The following is a 19,228-nucleotide window of genomic DNA, read 5'->3' as shown; positions in this document are numbered from 1 at the left end:
TTTTTGTTTATAGGCTTCAAACTTTAATTCGGAGAAGGGAAAATACCATACAATGAAATTATGAAATTAACAGCCAGGTAAGGCTGCACATTATTGATCGGCTGGTTTCCACCGGTATTTCCAATCATAGTTGGTTTCATTGTCGTATCCGAAGCAGCGTCGGAATACTCCTTGTCAAGTATTTTAGTATTGGCAAATATAGCTCCCGTGGGAGAACTTTGGTTGCCATCGCCAGTGGTTCCGGCCACTAAATGTGAATGCGTCGGCATTTGGTTTATGGTCATTGTTACCGTTTCCGATCCACCCATTTCACCCAAAACCCTTGGTGTCAGCCCAGCTCCCGTTCCAGTATGCATGGGCACGCGGCCTCTGAGGTCCGGAAGTGCAAATGTGGTTTGGCCATCACCGCCATAGGTTGTCCCTAAAATGGCAAACAACGCTTCGTTTTCGGAAATAGGGAGTAATTGCCCATTGCAGAGCGCCCAACCTGACGGTGCATAATTACCGGCAAACATTTTAATCTGCCCTACATAAGGATTGTCCTGACAGAAACTTTTTTGGTTCCCGGCAAACAAGATCAGTAATGCGGTGATATATATTATTTTTTTCATCTTCATCTTTTTATAAAATTAGACACTTGCAATCCGGCTTCGGTTTTAATTCTTGCAATGTACATTCCGGCCTGCAATTCTGAAACATTCACAATATCCATACCCTTGAACTCCATCATTTTTCGTCCCTGAACACTCCAAATGGCAATTTCGTTAATGGGACTACTGCTTTTCACGGTAATAAAACTGTTGGTCGGGTTCGGATAAAGCACGATTCCTTTGTTGACGGCAAAATCATCAACACCCAAAACAGTATTCTGGACAGCACCGGTAAGAACGGCATTGACAATGGTCAGGTTTCCGCCACAGTCGCCAGCGGTATCCGTATTGTTTTCGACCCAGGTTCCCAAGGTTATACTCGGCGGATTAGGGGTTGATGCTGAAGTATTGGAATAAATCAGGTACGGATTAACAAAATCCCCATCACCTCGATCGGCAATAAATTCCCACCTGGAATTGGCAGTGCTCCATAAAATCTTGAATTCGCAAACCCCAGCAGGGCAAGGTTGGTCTCCTGTTATGGGGGTGGTTGCATAAACGTTCCTTCCTGTCGCATCCGCGCCCATAGGGTTAAAAATATAATTTTGGGATGCAAACAAATCTGGACAACCACTGAAAGTTATGGTTTGCGCGTTTATTAATGAGACAAACATTAATAACGATAAAGTAAATAGTGTTTTCATTTTACATTAGTTTTGGGATGGGAAAATTCCATTAATGGCGATGATGAATGTAACGGCGGTAAATGGCTGTACATTGTTCATAGGCTGACTTGCTCCGGCCTGGCCCAACATTGATGGCTTAAAAGTAGTATTGGGCGCTCCATTGGAGTATTCAGGATCAAGGGTTTTCGTGTCAGCAGGTAAATTCCCTGTCGGCAGGTTCTGGTTTCCTTCTGCAGTTACGGCATTTACAGCATGTGAATGTGCCGGAAGTTGCGGAATGGTTACGGTATTGGTTTCTGTTCCGCCCATCTGGCCCTGGACAATCGTACTGTTATTATAATACACCGGAACACGGCCCCTTAAATCCGGAAGTGCGAAAGTAGTTTGCCCATTTCCTCCATAAGTTGTTCCCAACAAAGCGAATAAAGCCGTATTCTGTGCGATTGACAATATTTGCCCTTCGCATTTTGCCCATCCGTTAGGAGCATAATTCCCGGAGAACATCTGTATTTCTCCTAAAAAATGATCCTGTGCTACCGTTTTTTGGCCAAAAGCCAATAAAAGGGCCAATAGGATTGTATATCTTATCTTTTTCATGGTCTGATTAGTTATGAGGTGGATAAACGCCCTGCAGAGCAATAATATAAGTGACAGAAGTATACGGTTGCATATTATTTACCGGCTGGTTGTTTCCTGTCGGCTGAACCATATTACCGCTCATAGTTGTATTCGCAGCGGCATCGGAATATTCTTTATCCAGAAGTTTTGTATTGGCATGCAGGTTCCCCGAAGGCAGGTTTTGATTGCCATCAGCGGTTACGGCATTGACAATATGGGAATGGGAAGGGATTTGGGTTACCAACAATGTATTGGTTTCAGATCCGCCGGTTTCGCCAAGGTCCCTCAACTGAAGTCCTGGGCCTTGCCCGGTATGCATGGGTGCCTTACCCCTTAAATCAGGCAAAGCGAAAGTTGTTTGGCCGTTTCCGCCGTAAGTAGTTCCTAAAATAGAAAACAATGCCGTATTCTGCGCAATTGATAATATTTGCCCTTCGCATTTTGCCCATCCGACCGGGGCAAAATTAAATCCGACCATTCTGATCTCTCCAACATAATTGTTTTGTGAAAAAGTAGTTCCACTTACGCCGAGAAAAAAAACCAGAACAAGTAATAATGTAGTTTTTTTCATACTTTTTAAATATTTTATGACCACTAAGATAATCAATTATCACCGTTGAAAAGCAGCATTCCATTTTCGTTTTATCCTGATTGCTACTAAAATAGATGAACTACAGAAATAATCGACGAAATGAATCCCAGGCATTATCCCTACCCGAAAAAAGCCATAAAAAAAACCGACAATATTGCTATTGCCGGTTTGGTTTTATCAGGAATCGAAATCCGATTATTTCAGTTTTTTCTTCACTGCCACTTCGGTGAATCCTTCTATTACGTCATTGATTTCAATATCGTTATAGCCTTTGATCTGCATACCGCAATCGTAACCTTTCGAAACTTCTTTCACATCGTCTTTGAAACGTTTCAATGCGATCAGTTCTCCGGTGTAGATCACCACGTTATCACGGATTAAGCGGATTTTGTTCGCTTTGAATATTTTACCGTCAGTAACCATACATCCGGCAATGGATCCCACTTTGGAAATCTTGAATATCTCCCTGATTTCTGCAGTTCCCGTGATTTCTTCTTTCATTTCCGGAGATAACATACCTTCCATCGCATCGCGTAAATCGTCGATAGCCGCATAGATGATAGAATAATGACGGATGTCGATTTCTTCCTTATCTGCCAATTGTTTGGCGTTTCCTGCCGGACGAACGTTGAATCCGATAATGATTGCATCTGAAGCAGACGCCAACATTACATCCGATTCGGTAATTGCCCCAACTCCTTTGTGAATGATATTGATCTGGATTTCCGGTGTAGATAGTTTCGAGAATGAGTCTGACAACGCTTCAACCGAACCATCCACGTCTCCTTTAAGGATAATGTTCAATTCTTTAAACTGGCCAAGAGCGATACGGCGTCCGATTTCATCCAGGGTAATATGGCGCTGAACACGTACGGACTGCTCACGCATCAATTGCGTACGTTTTGCCGCAATTTGTTTTGCTTCCCTTTCGTCTTCATATACGTTGAATTTATCCCCGGCTGTCGGTGCTCCGTCAAGACCCAATAAGGATACCGGTGTTGATGGACCTGCTTCCAGGATACTGTTTCCACGTTCGTCATGCATCGCTTTGATCTTACCGTGGTTTTTACCCGCCAATACATAATCGCCGACTTTTATTGTCCCTGCCTGTACCAGTACCGTAGAAACATATCCACGTCCTTTGTCAAGGAAAGCTTCGACAACGGTTCCGGTTCCCGGTTTATTAGGGTTTGCTTTTAAATCTAATATTTCGGCTTCAAGCAATACTTTTTCCAGTAATTCCTTGATTCCTAAACCTGTTTTGGCAGAAATATCATGTGATTGGTATTTTCCACCCCAATCCTCTACCAAGAAATTCATGGCTGCCAATTTTTCCTTGATCTTTTCAGGGTTAGCCGTTTGTTTATCTACTTTATTGATAGCGAAGATGATAGGCACATTAGCCGCTTGTGCGTGGCTGATGGCTTCTTTTGTCTGAGGCATGATGTCATCATCGGCAGCGACCACGATAATAGCGATATCTGTAACCTGGGCTCCACGGGCACGCATCGCGGTAAACGCTTCGTGTCCAGGTGTATCCAGGAATGCTATTTCCTGTCCGTTGTCCAATTCCACTCCGTATGCACCGATATGCTGCGTAATTCCTCCTGATTCACCCGCAATAACGTTTGTTTTACGAATGTAATCCAGTAAAGAGGTTTTACCGTGGTCAACGTGACCCATAACGGTAACTATAGGAGCACGGTGTTTCAGATCTTCCGGCTTATCTTCAACAACTTCGATATTTTCTTCAATATCCGTTGTGATAAATTCTACATCATAACCAAATTCATCTGCTACGATAGTTAATGTTTCAGCATCCAAACGCTGGTTCATCGTAACCATGATCCCTAATGACATACAGGTTCCGATCACTTTTGTAATCGGCACGTCCATCATGGTCGCCACTTCACCTACAGTAACGAATTCCGTTACCTTGATCGTTTTGCTTCCTTCTTCCAATGCTCTTTGCTCGTCATCGGATTTCTGACGGTGGGTATCACGTTTGTCACGACGGTATTTCGCCGCTTTGGATTTGTTCCCTTTCCCCTGAAGCCTTTCTAAGGTTTCCTTGATTTGGTTTTTAACCTCTTCTTCCGTAGGCTCAACTTTGGCTACGATTGCAGGCCTGTTCCCTTTTACGAAACCTGGTTTCGCATTGCGGTTAGCGCCTGGTCCGCCTTGGCCTCCCGGTCTATTCTGATTGGCACCTGGCCCACCTGTAGAATTTGGTCCTCCCGGTTTCGGCGCGATGCGTTTGCGTTTGTTCTTATTGGCATTATTAGCACCGGCAGCGTTATTGGCTCCAGGCTTGATTGTTTTGTCCTCTACTTTCTTTTTAGGCTTATTAAACTGTGACAAATCGATGGTTTGGCCGGTAAAAGTCGCTCCTGAAAGTTTTTGGTATTGAGTTGTAAATGTTTCTTCTGATGGTGGCGCATCTTCAACTGAAGGTTTTGAAGTTGTGTTTTCAGGTTTTACGGAAACAGGTTTTATTTCAATTTTCGTTTTGATTTTAGGCTCTGGTTTTACTTCCGGAGCAGATTGGGCCTCAACGGTTTTTACTTCCTCTTTCGGGGTCGGAGTTTCCACAACAGGTTCCACTTTAGGCTCTGCCTTCGGTTCTTCTTTCGGTTCCACTACCGCAGGGGTTGCAGGCACTGTTGGTGTTGGAGTAGCAACCGGCTGTTTAGGAGACAGGTCGATTTTTCCAACTTGTTTAGGGCCTGTAACGTTAGCTCTGGCTTTGATTACTTCCTGGCGTTGGCGCTCCTCATCCTGTTTGCGCTTTTCTTCAATTTCATGCTCTCTTTCAAGACGCAAAGCCTCTTTCTCTTTTCTTTTTTCTTCGCCAACCTCTTTTGAAGCGTCCTTATTCCCTTTGTCCCCAGCAAATTGATTTGATAGGATATTATATACTTCGTCAGAGATTTTCGTATTTGGATTGGATTCGATCACGAAACCTTTATCCTTTAGATAATCTACGGCTCTTTCTAACGAAATATTAAATTCCCTTAAAACTTTGTTTATTCTTATTGTACCTTCAGACATAAAATCTTTTTATTATTATCTTTTTTTTTGGGTTGAAAGAAAAAAATTAATCTTCAAATTCCTCTTTCAAAATTCTAACTACTTCCAAGATAGTTTCTTCTTCTAAATCAGTTCTTCGAACCAAGTCATTTACATCCTGGTTCAAGATGCTGCGCGCCGTATCCAAGCCTATTTTTGCAAATTCTTCAATAATCCAAGCTTCGATTTCATCTGAGAACTCTGTCAATTCAACATCATCTTCAGTATCGGCAATATTTCCTTCGCGGATTACATCAAGCTCATAACCAGTTAGTTGACCCGCCAATTTAATATTATGTCCGCCACGACCGATCGCTTTGGAAACCTCTTCCAGTTTCAGGAACACTTCGGCACGTTTGTTTTCTTCATCGATCTTGATGGAAGAAACCTTCGCAGGGCTCAAGGCTCTGGTGATATACAACTGAATGTTTGTCGTGTAATTGATTACATCTATATTCTCGTTCCCCAATTCACGTACGATTCCGTGGATACGGGATCCTTTCATACCAACACATGCTCCAACAGGGTCAATTCTGTCATCGTAGGAATCCACGGCAACTTTTGCTTTTTCGCCCGGAATACGCACTACGTTCTTGATGTTGATCAATCCGTCGAAAACCTCAGGGATTTCCTGCTCGAATAATTTTTCAAGGAATTTTTCAGAAGTCCTTGACATAATGATTTGAGGTTTGTTCCCCTTCAATTCCACATTTTCAATGATCCCACGAACGTTATCCCCTTTTCGGAAGAAATCGGACGGGATTTGTTTTTCTTTCGGCAATACGATCTCGTTTCCTTCATCGTCAACCAAAATTACGGCTCTAGGACGCACGTGGTGCACTTCGGCAGTATAAATATCTCCAATTAAATCTTTAAATTGCTTATAAAGATTAGTGTTGTCATGTTCATGGATTTTAGAAATCAGGTTCTGGCGCAACGCCAGGATAGCCCTTCTTCCCAAATCGATTAATTTCACTTCTTCAGAAACTTCTTCACCAATTTCGAAATCCGGCTCGATCTTTCTTGCTTCAGACAAGGTGATTTCCTCGTTCTCAAAATCCAGATCCTCATCCGCAACGATAACCCTGCGTCTCCAAATTTCCATATCCCCTTTATCAGGATTGATAATGATGTCAAAATTATCATCTGAACCGTATTTCTTCTTCAATGCGTTCCTAAACACATCTTCCAAAATCGCCATAAGCGTTACACGATCAATCAGTTTGTCATCTTTAAACTCTGAAAATGAATCGATTAATGCTAAATTCTCCATGCCAACTCTTTAATTTAAAATATTATTGTAACTACCGCTTCGATAATATCGCCGTAAGCGACTTTCTCAGTGTGAATCACTGTTTCTTTTCCTTTACCTATTTTTTTAGGTTCTCTCGAACTCCATTCTACCGTTATATCCTCATCTGTAACTTCCGTAAGCTTTGCTTCGATAGTTGTCGATGACGTTTTGATTTTCAACGTCCTTCCAATATTTTTCTTGTACTGGCGGACTAATTTCAGCGGCGCAGACACTCCGGCCGAAGCTACTTCAAGTGCAAAATCCTGCTCTTCCCGATCCAGATTGTTTTCAATAACACGGCTTATGGCAATGCAATCCTGCAATTGAACGCCGTTATCACCATCTAAAGTTACAATAATTTTGTAACTATCAGTAATAGTCATGTCAATTAAAAACAGATCAGGATGTTCCGCCAATCCTTCGTCTACTAATTTTTTTACTTTTTCCTTAAATGTCATACTGTATAAAAAGAGGGAAGCCCTGCTTCCCTCATTATTTAAATCAACCACTAAATAATGGCGCAAATATACTACTTTTTTTTAATTTACGAAATATTGTGTTACGTTAAATAAATTCCTACCTTTAATGGACAATATGTTACCATACACAGAGTACTAATCCTAAACCACAAGATTATGAAACGAATTTTAGTTCCAACAGATTTTTCTGACCACGCAGAATACGCCCTAAAAGTTGCCGCACAAATCGCAAGAGACAATGACGGAGAAATCTTCCTGGTTCACATGCTCGAATTTCCGACACAAATGGCCGACGCGGTAAGTGGCGGGGCAGACATCCCGGAAATTATGCTTTTCATGAAAAAAGCGCATGAAAAATTAGAAGACCTCCTGGCCAGCGATTTCCTGGAAGGAATCAAAGTGAGCGAAGCCGTTAAATTTGAAAGGGCATTTGAAGGAATTGTAAAATCGAGCCAAAAGAACAATGTGGACCTTGTCGTTATGGGTTCCCACGGCGCATCAGGGTTTCAGGAAATGTTCATTGGTTCTACCACCGAAAAAATCGTGCGTACCTCGGAAGCCCCTGTGCTTGTGATCAAACATGAAAACAATAATTTCAAGGCGGACCGCTTCGTATTCGCTTCCGACTTTACGCCGGAAACCAAAAAACCATTCCGGAAAATAGTCGATTTCGCCAATGTTTTCGGTGCTCATCTTGACCTGGTTATGGTAAATACGCCAAACAGTTTCAAATCATCGCATGCGGCCCAGAAAATAATGAAGGAGTTCGTTGCCGAATTCCCTATTACCAATTATTCGCTCCACATTTACAATGACGCCAATATTGAAACCGGTATTTTGAATTTTGCCAATGGCATCAATGCCGATATCATAGGAATGTGCACTCACGGAAGAACAAGCCTGTACCACTTCTTCAACGGAAGCATCAGCGAAGGCCTTGTGAATCATTCCAACAAGCCGGTTGTCACTTTCAAGATTTAAATTTCAAAGAACCCTATAAAAAAAGAGCCCCATTAAGGAGGCTCTTTTTATTATTTATTCATATGCTGCATTTCGTAAATAAAAGTATCCAAATCTACCTGCAATAATAAAAGGGACATGGCTTTATCTACTATATAATTCACGTTTCCAGGTGTAAAACCAAGAGCCAGGGCAAACTTGGTTAAAATTTCCTTTTGCTTAGGGCCAAGGATATGGTCTGCATAAACCATTCTTGACAAATCATACAGACGCTCTAGTCTTTGCGTATGCAAAACCGGCGGGTTAATAGGATATTTTAAAGGGTTTTCAAGGATTTCTTCATATTCCTCATCAGAAATTTCAAGGCGGCTTTTCAGCTTGTCCAAGAATTGCTTCTCTTCTTCGCTTAAATCACCATCGGCAATGGCAACTCTAACAATGGCAGAAAAATGGCCTTTATTTCTGGCTTTAAATTCACTATCAAATAAATCGGAAAAAGACATAGTTTTTAAAATTAATATTTCTGCAAAGATAACTATATTCTTATTTTTAAAATCATTTTTTTTAAATAGTTCGCATCAGGCATATGATAAAATTTATCAAAAAAACAGAAAATAAATTGTATGTTTGACAATCCCAAAAACAATTTATTATGTCAGAATTCTGGTTGTATTTCAACATTGGCCTTAAGCATGTTCTAAATATAAACGCCTACGATCATGTGCTGTTTTTAATTGCATTGACAGTTCCGTATGCTTTCAAGGACTGGAAACGGCTATTGCTTTTAGTCTCTTTGTTCACTGTAGGGCACACTCTGGCCCTGCTCCTTTCGGTATATGGAGTGGTTATGATCAAAGTAAGCCTGGTCGAATTCATCATCCCGATTACCATATTAATTGTAGCCTTGTTTAATCTGTTTACGGCAGGGAAAAACAACAAAAACGAAAGCATCAGCCTGATTGCCATTGTAACCTTGTTTTTCGGTATTGTCCACGGATTGGGGTTTTCAAATTATTTCAAGACGATTTTACCGGGAAATGCAAGCGATAAACTATTACCTTTGTCTGAATTTGCATTGGGTATCGAAACCGCTCAGATTATCGTGGTTTTTGTGGTTTTGATCCTGTCCTATATCGTGCAGACCGTTTTCAGGTTTTCCAAAAGAGACTGGACGCTTGTCATGTCAGCATTCATTATAGGAGTAGTTGTGCCAATGATTATTCAAAGCCCGATTTGGAACAGATAAATGGAAGAAACAAAACAAAACAAATACGACAAAGCTTATTTAAGGCTCGCCAAAGAATGGAGTAAGCTTTCTTATTGCAAAAGAAAACAGGTTGGCGCGATTATTGTACGGGATAGGATGATTATTTCAGACGGGTACAACGGTACCCCTACAGGATTTGAAAATTGCTGCGAAGATGAAAACAACCTGACGCTCTGGTATGTTTTGCATGCGGAAGCCAATGCCATCCTGAAAGTTGCCCGCTCTACCCAGTCCTGCAATGACGCCACGTTGTACATCACGCTTTCGCCCTGCAAGGAATGCAGCAAACTGATCCATCAGTCGGGTATAAAGCGAGTGGTTTACCTCGAAGGCTATAAAGATGACTCCGGATTACAATTTTTAGAGAAAGCCGGCGTTCACCTTACACATATTGAAGACCTGGATTAAAGAAAGCTGAAGGAATAAAATTTTCCAAACATGAAAGTTGATAAAGTATATTTCCCCCTGATTATTTTTACTGCAGTAGCGGTAGGATTCCTGTTGGGCGGAATTTTTATCAAGGCTCCTGTTTCCGAAAAACAAAATGCCGAAAACCAAACCAAGCGCAAACTCAACAAACTGATTGATTTTATTGACAGTGATTATGTAGACGAAGTCAATACTGATTCTATCGTAGACCAGACCGTAAATGGCATTTTGGAAAAACTCGATCCTCATTCGGTGTATATCGCCAAAAATGAAGCTGAAGAAGCAGCTCAGAGTATGAAAGGCAATTTCGTGGGGATTGGCGTTAATTTTTTCATAGATAAAGATACCGTTGCCGTGATTCAGCCTATTGAAGGCGGCCCTTCGGAGAAAGCAGGAATAAAAGCCGGAGACAGGATTTTATCGGCCAATGGCGCTATTCTTTTCGGTAAAAAAATCACCACTGAAAAACTGTATTCCAAGCTAAAAGGCGAACCCAATTCAGAAGTTACGCTCCTTATTTTCAGGAAATCGGAAAACAAGAAATTTAAGGTTAAAGTCATCCGGAATGTCGTTCCCGTAAAAAGTGTCGACATCGCCATTATGCTTAACAAAACCACAGGTTACATCAAAATAAACCGTTTTGCCGAAACCACCTATAACGAATTCAAATCCGGGCTGAACAGGCTTATCAAACAAGGCGCAAAATCGCTGGTGCTGGACCTGCGCAACAATGGCGGAGGCTATCTGGAAGAAGCGGTGTTCATTTCCGATGAATTCCTCAAAGACGACAAACTGATTGTTTTCACCAAAAACCGCAAAGGCAGGATCGACAAGACTTTTGCTTCCGATAAAGGGGCTTTCGAAAACGGGAAACTAACAGTCCTGATTAACGAAAATACGGCATCGGCCAGCGAAATCATTGCCGGCGCTATCCAGGACAATGACAGAGGACTGATTATCGGACGGCGTTCTTTCGGGAAAGGATTGGTGCAAAGGGAAATGCTTTTTGACGACAAATCGACGGTACGGTTAACCGTAGCAAGATATTATACGCCAACCGGCCGTTCCATCCAAAAATCATACAAAGAAGGGAATGCCGAATATTTCAATGATTTCATGCATCGTTATGAAAGTGGCGAGCTGTATGCAAAAGACAGCATAAAAATTGCAGATACCTTAAAATTCAAAACCCCTAAAGGCCGCATTGTGTATGGCGGAGGTGGAATCGTACCGGATATTTTTGTTCCTATCGAAACCGCAAAGGGCAATGAGATCATTCCGTTGCTGATGCAGTCCGGGGCGGTGACCAATTTTGTTTTTACCGAATTGGATGCCAACCGCAGGGCTTTCAAAGGGATGACCATACAACAAATTAGCGCCAAGATCGAAACTTCCGATGTCTATTTTAATGATTTCAAGAATTTCATAAACACTTCCGAATCTTTTATCGACCTGGATTCCAACAAAAATTACGTAAAGCGTTACCTAACGGCCGAATTCTGCCGCCAGTTATTGGGAGAAAACCAATATTACCAGATTGTCCTTAAAGATGACACCATGGTCAAAGAAGCATTGAAGCACTAAATTATTTTCGTATGCTATCGTGCGAATGGGTTTCGGTACCACCATTCCAAAGCGTCAGGATATCGGTAGCTACAGCAGCCCCGCTTCCGGCAGCAATGGCCAATTGGCTTCTGTGGCCTGCTAAAGTCCCGATGACATAAATTCCCTCGGCAACCAATTGATCCTCATTTTTAAGCTGGATCCTGTTTTTCTCAGGTAATGATTTTTGGTGGGGTTCAATGTATTGTTTCAGGCCTTCAATATCGAAAAGATTGGAAGATCCAACACCTACAACCACAATCCTGGAAGTATAGCTGCTTTTATTTGTCACTACTTCAAAACCACCGTGTATAGCGGAAACTTCCATGACTTTTTCATCAGCAACCTGGGCAATATGAGCATAATTCTCCTGCAATTGCTGTGTACTTTCTACCAAAAGGTCAGCTCCTAATGTCCCGGAAGGAATCCCATAGGCATTATAAAAAATAGCATCCTGCAGTGCAGATGCTTTCTGGTGCGTAATAATGGTAATTTTTTTATCCTGTACAAAAGCTTTTTTATGGGCAGACCCAAGTACCAAAGCACATGAAACACCGGAAACTCCTCCTCCGATAATTAAAACATCAAGCATTACTGTTGTTTTTTAAGTTTCTCATCAATGGATTTTGACAGCCTGAAAATCAATAAGATAACAACAGCGCAAAGTATGGCGATGATTCCAATCAAGGCAATTAAGCTATCACCTTCAAAAAGGTTATTGAAATCTAACTTTGCTATGTTAAACCCAATTAAAACAACAGCCAAGGCAATGATTATGTATGTGAAGATTTTCATTTATAGGGGATTTATTGGGACAAAATTACTGAAATTTAAATTATACGAACAATCCTTTAACATTACCCGCAAATAATTTAACAGCAATCGCCAAAAGGATCACTCCAAAGGCCTTCCGAATGACGCTAAGGCCGTTTTTGCCTAGCATTTTTTCAATTTTAGGGGACGATTTCAGGACGGCATACACCAAAATCATATTCAGCAAGATGGCAATAATGATATTGACGGTATGGTATTGCGATTTCAGCGATAATAAAGTAGTCATCGAACCTGCTCCGGCTATCAACGGAAAAGCCAGCGGCACAATAGAAGCCGAACTTGCTTCTTCATCCCTGTACAAATGGATGCCCAGGATCATTTCCAATGCCAGGAAAAACAGGACAAAAGACCCGGCAACGGCAAATGAATTGACGTCAATCCCGACCAGGCTCAGGAATTCTTCTCCTACAAAAAGGAAAACAATCATGATCAGGGCAGCGACTACAGAGGCTTTTTCAGATTCGATTCGTCCGTGCTTTGCACCTAAATTTACAATTATCGGAATGGAACCTACTATATCAATTACAGCAAACAAAACCATTCCCACCGTTACGATTTCCTTCCAGCTAATTTCAAACATGATTTTCAATATTTAGACAAAGATATCCCAAATTCAAATTCCGCGTCAAATAAATCAGATGATATCTATATTATATTTAAATTTACCTTACTAAACTATTCTGCCAATTTAAAAATTTCCATTATGAAAAACACAAAATACATGCTGAATTTGTTTTTAGCCTTGTTCCTTTTTATGGGTGCTTACGCCCAAAAACCTACCGAAGCCCAGAAAGAGGCCATGAAACAGGCGCTAACCTCGGCCAAAAACAAAGTGGATCCGTCTGCCATTCCCGGCAAATATGCTTTCAGCTGGAAGTATCGTATGGAAGTGAAAACCGAAGCCGGAAAATCGATGAATATTGATTATTTTTTAGAACCGAATGCGGCCTATTACGGCGCCAACATGAACCAAACGGGTTCTAATATGTTTATGATAATGGATACAAAAAGCCAACTGATGGTAACCAGTTTTGAAAAAAGCGGCAAAAAAATGGCCATGGCTTCCAAAATTCCTGATTATTCGGGAATGACCGATCCCAAAAACACAAAATACACTTACAAATCATTGCCAAGCAAGGTAATTTTGGGATTTACCTGCAAAGGAATCCAAGCCACCAGCGCGGCATCGACCATGGTTTTTTATTATACCAGCGAAGCGAAGGTCAGTTTTGCAGAAATTTTCAAATCCCAACAAAACAAAGGGATGGCAAAGGCTTTTGAAGGTTTTTTTAAACCCGGCGAAAAACCCCTGATGATGTCCATGGAATATAAAGACCTGAAGGACAAAGCAAAGAGCGTGTCCATGACCTGTGTGGCTTTAGAAAAAAAAGCATATGTTTTTAACAAATCTGATTATCAGTTTATGTAGAGAATGCAATTAAACTTTGTACTTTTGCACCTCAAAAATTAAAGCGCAAAATGTTTCAACTCGGCAAAACCATCGTCTCTGAAGATATTCTTGAAAAAGAATTTGTATGCAACCTATCTGCCTGCAAAGGAGCCTGTTGTGTTGACGGAGATGCCGGAGCCCCTTTATTGGAAGAGGAAACCAAGATCCTGGAAACCATTTATCCTAAAGTGAAACCGTTCCTGCGCAAAGAAGGCATCGACGCCATAGAAGCTCAAGGAACCTGGGTAAAAGGCACTGACGGCGACCTGGAAACCCCACTTATCGACAACAAGGATTGCGCCTATGTGATTTTTGACAATAAAACTGCCCTTTGCGGAATCGAACAAGCCTACAATCAAGGAATTATTGACTGGAAAAAACCGGTTTCCTGCCATTTGTATCCAATCCGTGTAAAGGATTTTACCGAATTCGCCGCGGTCAATTACGACAAATGGGACATCTGCTCGCCAGCCTGCTCCTTAGGGAAAGAACTGGAAGTGCCGGTCTATAAATTTGTAAAGGAAGCCCTCATCCGCCGCTTCGGGCAAGACTGGTACACCGAACTTGAAAAGGTTGCCGAAGAATTGAAAAAACAATAAAAAAACAAAGGTCAAGGACAAATCAAAAAACCCTTGTTTTACAATACTTAAGCGATTTTTAAATTTTTAAATTACTGATTTACAATAATTTATTAAATTTGTAAAGCTTGGTTTACAAAAGATGTTTTGTTAAAAACTCAAGGCAATTGTGGATAACTATATCTTTTAATTTACATTACAAATTTCAATCTTTGTAAACCCCAATCGTTACAAAAAATCTTTTTTTAACTCAATAAAAATCAATTATCTATGTCTATTGTTGAACCAATATTACAAGAAAACAAGAACCGTTTCGTTATTTTTCCGATCAAACACCACGATATTTGGGAATGGTACAAAAAAATGGAAGCGAGTTTCTGGACAGCTGAAGAAATTGATTTGCATCAGGACTTAAATGATTGGAACAATAAGTTGAATGAGGATGAAAAATACTTCATCAAACACATTTTAGCTTTTTTTGCCGCTTCAGACGGGATTGTCAATGAAAACCTGGCCGAAAATTTCGTAAATGAAGTGCAATATGCCGAAGCCAAATTTTTCTACGGGTTCCAAATCATGATGGAAAACATCCACAGCGAGACCTATTCCTTGCTAATTGACACTTACGTGAAAGACGAAGCGGAAAAAGCAGAATTATTCAATGCTTTGGAAGTATTCCCGGCCATTAAGAAAAAAGCGGAATGGGCTTTGAAATGGATTGAATCCGATTCGTTTGCCGAAAGGCTCATTGCATTTGCTGCTGTGGAAGGAATTTTCTTCTCCGGCGCCTTCTGTTCCATTTATTGGTTGAAGAAACGCGGACTGATGCCGGGACTTACCTTTTCAAACGAATTGATTTCGCGTGACGAAGGTGTCCACTGTGATTTTGCCGTGCATTTGCACAATCATCATTTGATCAACAAAGTACCAACACCAAGGATCAGGGAAATCATCATTGATGCCTTAAACATTGAAAGAGAATTCATTACAGAATCTCTTCCGGTAAGTTTAATTGGTATGAATGCTACATTAATGACGCAATACCTGGAATTTGTTGCCGACAGGTTATTAATCGAATTAGGTTGCGACAGGGAATACAATTCCTCGAATCCATTTGATTTCATGGATATGATTTCGTTGCAGGGAAAAACCAACTTTTTTGAAAAACGCGTTGCCGAATACCAAAAAGCAGGAGTTATGAATACCGATAGCGAAGCCCAAAAGATCAGTTTCGATGCCGATTTTTAGCATCGATATATAAGCCTACAACAATACAAGCCAAATTACGTTTAGCCCGGATAGAAATGGAAATCCTTTTTATCTCAGGTACTGTATTTGTTTGAAAAACAACAGCTACAGGTGAGATAAAAAGATTGCAATGCAGAGCCGGATAAGCTCCAAAAAAACAAACAATCACAATTAATACAAATAACCAGAAACGGGAAAGGGATTTTCGGTTTCACTAAAAACAAAAATTATGTACGTAGTAAAAAGAGACGGGCACAAAGAACCCGTAATGTTCGACAAAATCACAGATAGGATTAAAAAACTATGCTATGGTTTGAATGATTTAGTAGATGCCGTAAAAGTTGCCATGCGCGTCATTGAAGGTTTGTATGACGGCGTAACGACCTCTGAACTGGACAACCTTGCTGCCGAAACTGCAGCTTCGATGACCATTGCCCACCCGGATTATGCACAGTTGGCCGCCAGGATCGCTATTTCCAACCTGCATAAGAACACGAACAAGTCCTTCTCGGAAACCATGAATGAAATGTATCATTATGTAAACCCGAGAACGAACCAGGAAGCGCCATTGCTTTCGGAAGAAGTACATAAAGTCATCCAGGAAAATGCGGAATTTTTAAATTCGCACATTATATACAACAGGGATTTCAATTACGATTATTTCGGATTTAAAACCCTGGAGCGTTCGTACCTGTTAAAGATAAACGGCAAAATTGTAGAGCGCCCGCAGCATATGCTGATGCGTGTTTCGGTAGGAATCCACCTCAATGACCTTGAGGCTGTTATCGAGACCTACGACCTGATGTCTAAAAAATTCTTTACGCACGCTACCCCAACGTTATTCAATGCCGGGACGCCAAAACCACAAATGTCCTCTTGTTTCCTTCTGGCGATGCAGGACGACAGCATCGACGGTATTTACGACACTTTGAAACAAACTGCAAAGATTTCACAATCAGCAGGTGGAATCGGATTATCAATCCATAATATCCGTGCAACCGGTTCGTATATCCGTGGCACAAACGGGACTTCAAACGGGATTGTACCCATGTTGCGTGTTTTTAACGACACGGCGCGTTACGTGGATCAGGGCGGCGGAAAACGAAAAGGAAGCTTTGCCATTTATATCGAAACCTGGCATGCGGATATTTTCGATTTCCTTGACCTGAAAAAGAATACCGGGAAAGAAGAAATGCGTGCAAGGGATTTATTCTTTGCCATGTGGACTTCTGATTTATTCATGAAACGAGTACAGGAAGACAGCTACTGGACCTTAATGTGCCCTAATGAATGTCCTGGATTATACGATGTGTATGGTGAAGAATTCGAAGCGTTGTACATTGACTATGAAAACCGCAAAAAAGGAAGAAAGACAATCAAGGCACGTGAGTTATGGGAGAAAATCCTGGAATCACAAATCGAAACCGGTACGCCGTACATGTTGTACAAAGATGCCGCCAACCGTAAATCCAACCAGAAAAACCTGGGAACGATCCGTTCGTCAAACTTGTGTACCGAGATCATGGAATACACTTCAAAAGACGAAATCGCCGTTTGCAACCTTGCTTCTATTTCGTTACCGATGTTTGTCGAAAACGGGAAATTCAACCACGAATTGCTGTTTAAGGTAACCAAACGTGTGACCCGCAACCTAAACAAGGTTATAGACCGGAATTATTATCCTGTACAGGAAGCCGAAAATTCGAACATGCGCCACCGTCCGGTAGGATTGGGCGTGCAGGGACTGGCTGATGCTTTTATCATGCTGCGTATGCCTTTTACTTCTGATGAGGCCAAAAAACTGAACCAGGAAATATTCGAAACCCTTTATTTTGCCGCAGTGACCGCTTCAAAAGAAATGGCTGTTGAAGAAGGGCCTTATTCCACATTTGCCGGCTCGCCTATTTCACAGGGAGAATTCCAGCACAACCTTTGGGGAATGAAAGACGAAGAATTATCAGGCCGCTGGGATTGGGCTTCGTTGCGAAAAGAGGTAATGGAACACGGGGTACGGAATTCCTTGCTGGTGGCTCCTATGCCAACCGCTTCGACTTCACAGATTTTAGGGAACAATGAGGCTTTTGAACCTTATACTTCCAATATCTATACCCGACGAGTGCTTTCCGGAGAATTTATCGTAGTGAACAAACACTTATTGGAAGACCTTGTAAACAGAGGTTTGTGGAACGAAGAATTGAAACAGCAATTGATGCGCAATAACGGATCTGTGCAAGATCTTGACATTCCTCAGGACCTGAAAGAATTATACAAAACCGTTTGGGAAATGTCCATGAAAGACATTATCGATATGTCACGCCACAGAGGTTACTTTATCGATCAGTCGCAATCGCTGAACCTGTTTATGCAGGATGCCAATTATTCAAAACTGACATCGATGCATTTTTACGCATGGCAATCCGGGCTGAAAACGGGAATGTATTACTTAAGGACCAAAGCCGCTGTCGATGCGATTAAATTCACCTTGAACAACGACAAAAAAACCGAACCTATAGAGGCTTCCACCGTAAAACCGCAAATCACTGCCGCTGAAACGGAAGTTGTCGAAATGACACCGGAAGAATACAGGGCCATGATCGAGCTGTCCAAAAACGCAGGTCCGGATGACTGTGAAATGTGTGGCAGTTAAGCCGAAAAAATAAAAAATACAATACTTAAAAAAGACAGCTATTACTATATGGCTGTCTTTTTTAGGTATATCAAATCAAATTGCTTGTGTCTTCGTACATTTGCAGCATAAAAACCATCAAGATGTCAAAAGAAAAAAAAGGAATATATACAGGGATTATAGAAAAAGACAATGACGGAAACTATTTCTGTGGCGAATACTTATTGGATTATCAGTACACTGAAGCTAAATTTAAGCTCGGTGACGAAATCAACATCAAAACAGTCATTGAAAACCCAAGCGACAAAAGTTACGGCAAATACCCTAAAAAGTCCCGTAACTTCTTTTTGGCCAATTTAAAAGAATAATATCTTATGGAAAACACCGCTCCATTTGAAATTACCGATGAAATGCTTGCCAGCAGAGGGCAACGTTTCGTAAATTATACTATCGATATCATTATACAATACATTCTTTATTTTATTTTGATCATAATTGTGTTCATTGTAAATGCATTGCTTGGATCGACCTCAATGCCTGATCAATGGTTCTCCGGTTTTCAGGGAACCTTCTTTTTCCTTGTATTCATGACTTTTTATTATACTCTTTTTGAAAGTTATTTTTCCAGGTCAATTGCAAAATACATTACCAAAACCATGGTCGTTATGGAAGATGGGTCAAAACCCGATTCGTCTATTATCTTAAGGCGCAGCTTGTGCCGGATAATTCCATTTGAGGCATTTTCCTTTTTAGGATACGATGCCCGTGGCTGGCATGATTCCCTCTCTTGCACATATGTGGTAAAAAAAGAAGCTTTTGAAAGAAGCCGGGCCCTTTTCGATTCTTTTGAGGAAATCGGAAAAGAACAAATTTTCGAACATTAGGAATCCGATACTTTTAAAAAAC

At 41.1% G+C, this 19,228-nt stretch carries 21 protein-coding genes; 10 read left to right on the top strand and 11 right to left on the bottom strand.

Annotated features, from left to right (window positions below):
- Nucleotides 1-23 precede the first annotated feature (23 nt).
- The 7 genes from E4635_RS11030 to rimP all read right to left on the bottom strand — a co-directional run bounded on the left by E4635_RS11030 (nt 24) and on the right by rimP (nt 7,307).
- Nucleotides 24-611: a phage tail protein gene (locus E4635_RS11030; protein WP_169630250.1), complete on the bottom strand. Its 588-nt coding sequence runs from the start codon at nt 609-611 to the stop codon at nt 24-26.
- 2 nt (nt 612-613) lie between these two features.
- The gene (locus E4635_RS11025; protein ID WP_135526746.1) at nt 614-1,294 is read right to left on the bottom strand and encodes a T9SS type A sorting domain-containing protein; all 681 of its coding nucleotides are present in this window, start codon (nt 1,292-1,294) and stop codon (nt 614-616) included.
- Between the two features lie 6 nt (nt 1,295-1,300).
- Nucleotides 1,301-1,873 carry a phage tail protein gene (locus E4635_RS11020; protein ID WP_169630249.1) on the bottom strand — a complete coding sequence of 191 codons (573 nt, stop codon included), beginning with the start codon at nt 1,871-1,873 and terminating at the stop codon, nt 1,301-1,303.
- Between the two features lie 7 nt (nt 1,874-1,880).
- Nucleotides 1,881-2,465: a phage tail protein gene (locus tag E4635_RS11015; RefSeq protein ID WP_246020750.1), complete on the bottom strand. Its 585-nt coding sequence runs from the start codon at nt 2,463-2,465 to the stop codon at nt 1,881-1,883.
- Between the two features lie 216 nt (nt 2,466-2,681).
- Nucleotides 2,682-5,537 carry a translation initiation factor IF-2 gene (gene infB / locus E4635_RS11010; protein ID WP_135526745.1) on the bottom strand — a complete coding sequence of 952 codons (2,856 nt, stop codon included), beginning with the start codon at nt 5,535-5,537 and terminating at the stop codon, nt 2,682-2,684.
- A gap of 46 nt (nt 5,538-5,583) precedes the next feature.
- On the bottom strand, nt 5,584-6,828 hold the full coding sequence (gene nusA, locus E4635_RS11005) for a transcription termination factor NusA (RefSeq protein WP_135526744.1): 1,245 nt from the start codon (nt 6,826-6,828) through the stop codon (nt 5,584-5,586).
- A gap of 14 nt (nt 6,829-6,842) precedes the next feature.
- Nucleotides 6,843-7,307 carry a ribosome assembly cofactor RimP gene (rimP, locus tag E4635_RS11000; RefSeq protein WP_135526829.1) on the bottom strand — a complete coding sequence of 155 codons (465 nt, stop codon included), beginning with the start codon at nt 7,305-7,307 and terminating at the stop codon, nt 6,843-6,845.
- A gap of 177 nt (nt 7,308-7,484) precedes the next feature.
- Here rimP and E4635_RS10995 point away from each other — a divergent pair, with 177 nt between their 5' ends.
- Nucleotides 7,485-8,309: a universal stress protein gene (locus E4635_RS10995; RefSeq protein ID WP_135526743.1), complete on the top strand. Its 825-nt coding sequence runs from the start codon at nt 7,485-7,487 to the stop codon at nt 8,307-8,309.
- Between the two features lie 50 nt (nt 8,310-8,359).
- On the opposite strand, the gene E4635_RS10990 is transcribed toward E4635_RS10995, so the two are convergent.
- On the bottom strand, nt 8,360-8,791 hold the full coding sequence (locus tag E4635_RS10990; protein ID WP_135526742.1) for a tellurite resistance TerB family protein: 432 nt from the start codon (nt 8,789-8,791) through the stop codon (nt 8,360-8,362).
- A 149-nt stretch (nt 8,792-8,940) separates the two neighbouring features.
- Here E4635_RS10990 and E4635_RS10985 point away from each other — a divergent pair, with 149 nt between their 5' ends.
- From E4635_RS10985 to E4635_RS10975, 3 genes are read left to right on the top strand one after another with little or no spacing between them, the layout of a single operon-like run.
- Entirely contained in the window at nt 8,941-9,534 is a 594-nt protein-coding gene (locus E4635_RS10985) for a HupE/UreJ family protein (RefSeq protein ID WP_135526741.1), read from the top strand.
- Nucleotides 9,535-9,963 (top strand): deoxycytidylate deaminase, encoded by a 429-nt coding sequence (locus E4635_RS10980; RefSeq protein WP_135526740.1) that lies wholly within the window; start codon nt 9,535-9,537, stop codon nt 9,961-9,963.
- Nucleotides 9,964-9,993: 30 nt separating this feature from the next.
- Nucleotides 9,994-11,568, top strand: a complete 1,575-nt coding sequence (locus E4635_RS10975) for a S41 family peptidase (protein WP_135526739.1) — start codon at nt 9,994-9,996, stop codon at nt 11,566-11,568.
- A 1-nt stretch (nt 11,569) separates the two neighbouring features.
- On the opposite strand, the gene E4635_RS10970 is transcribed toward E4635_RS10975, so the two are convergent.
- From E4635_RS10970 to E4635_RS10960, 3 genes are read right to left on the bottom strand one after another with little or no spacing between them, the layout of a single operon-like run.
- The gene (locus E4635_RS10970) at nt 11,570-12,178 is read right to left on the bottom strand and encodes an FAD-dependent oxidoreductase (RefSeq protein ID WP_135526738.1); all 609 of its coding nucleotides are present in this window, start codon (nt 12,176-12,178) and stop codon (nt 11,570-11,572) included.
- A complete protein-coding gene (locus E4635_RS10965; protein ID WP_135526737.1) occupies nt 12,178-12,381 on the bottom strand; it encodes a hypothetical protein in 204 nt (67 codons plus the stop codon). Before E4635_RS10965 ends, E4635_RS10970 begins: the two co-directional genes overlap by 1 nt.
- Before the next feature lie 40 nt (nt 12,382-12,421).
- A complete protein-coding gene (locus E4635_RS10960) occupies nt 12,422-13,000 on the bottom strand; it encodes a MarC family protein (RefSeq protein WP_135526736.1) in 579 nt (192 codons plus the stop codon).
- A 123-nt stretch (nt 13,001-13,123) separates the two neighbouring features.
- Between E4635_RS10960 and E4635_RS10955 the strand changes: the two genes are divergently transcribed.
- The 6 genes from E4635_RS10955 to E4635_RS10930 all read left to right on the top strand — a co-directional run bounded on the left by E4635_RS10955 (nt 13,124) and on the right by E4635_RS10930 (nt 19,206).
- Nucleotides 13,124-13,849, top strand: coding sequence for a hypothetical protein (locus E4635_RS10955; protein WP_135526735.1), 726 nt, complete (start codon nt 13,124-13,126; stop codon nt 13,847-13,849).
- Nucleotides 13,850-13,899: 50 nt separating this feature from the next.
- Nucleotides 13,900-14,469 carry a DUF3109 family protein gene (locus E4635_RS10950; RefSeq protein ID WP_135526734.1) on the top strand — a complete coding sequence of 190 codons (570 nt, stop codon included), beginning with the start codon at nt 13,900-13,902 and terminating at the stop codon, nt 14,467-14,469.
- Between the two features lie 249 nt (nt 14,470-14,718).
- Nucleotides 14,719-15,696, top strand: coding sequence for a ribonucleotide-diphosphate reductase subunit beta (locus tag E4635_RS10945; RefSeq protein ID WP_135526733.1), 978 nt, complete (start codon nt 14,719-14,721; stop codon nt 15,694-15,696).
- Between the two features lie 229 nt (nt 15,697-15,925).
- A complete protein-coding gene (locus E4635_RS10940; RefSeq protein ID WP_135526732.1) occupies nt 15,926-18,343 on the top strand; it encodes a ribonucleoside-diphosphate reductase subunit alpha in 2,418 nt (805 codons plus the stop codon).
- Nucleotides 18,344-18,465: 122 nt separating this feature from the next.
- A complete protein-coding gene (locus tag E4635_RS10935; RefSeq protein ID WP_135526731.1) occupies nt 18,466-18,690 on the top strand; it encodes a hypothetical protein in 225 nt (74 codons plus the stop codon).
- A 6-nt stretch (nt 18,691-18,696) separates the two neighbouring features.
- Nucleotides 18,697-19,206 (top strand): RDD family protein, encoded by a 510-nt coding sequence (locus tag E4635_RS10930; RefSeq protein ID WP_135526730.1) that lies wholly within the window; start codon nt 18,697-18,699, stop codon nt 19,204-19,206.
- Nucleotides 19,207-19,228 lie beyond the last annotated feature (22 nt).

The sequence above is a fragment of the Flavobacterium humi genome (assembly GCF_004745595.1).
Classification (GTDB): domain Bacteria; phylum Bacteroidota; class Bacteroidia; order Flavobacteriales; family Flavobacteriaceae; genus Flavobacterium; species Flavobacterium humi.
This window is presented reverse-complemented; position numbering and strand designations above follow the sequence as displayed.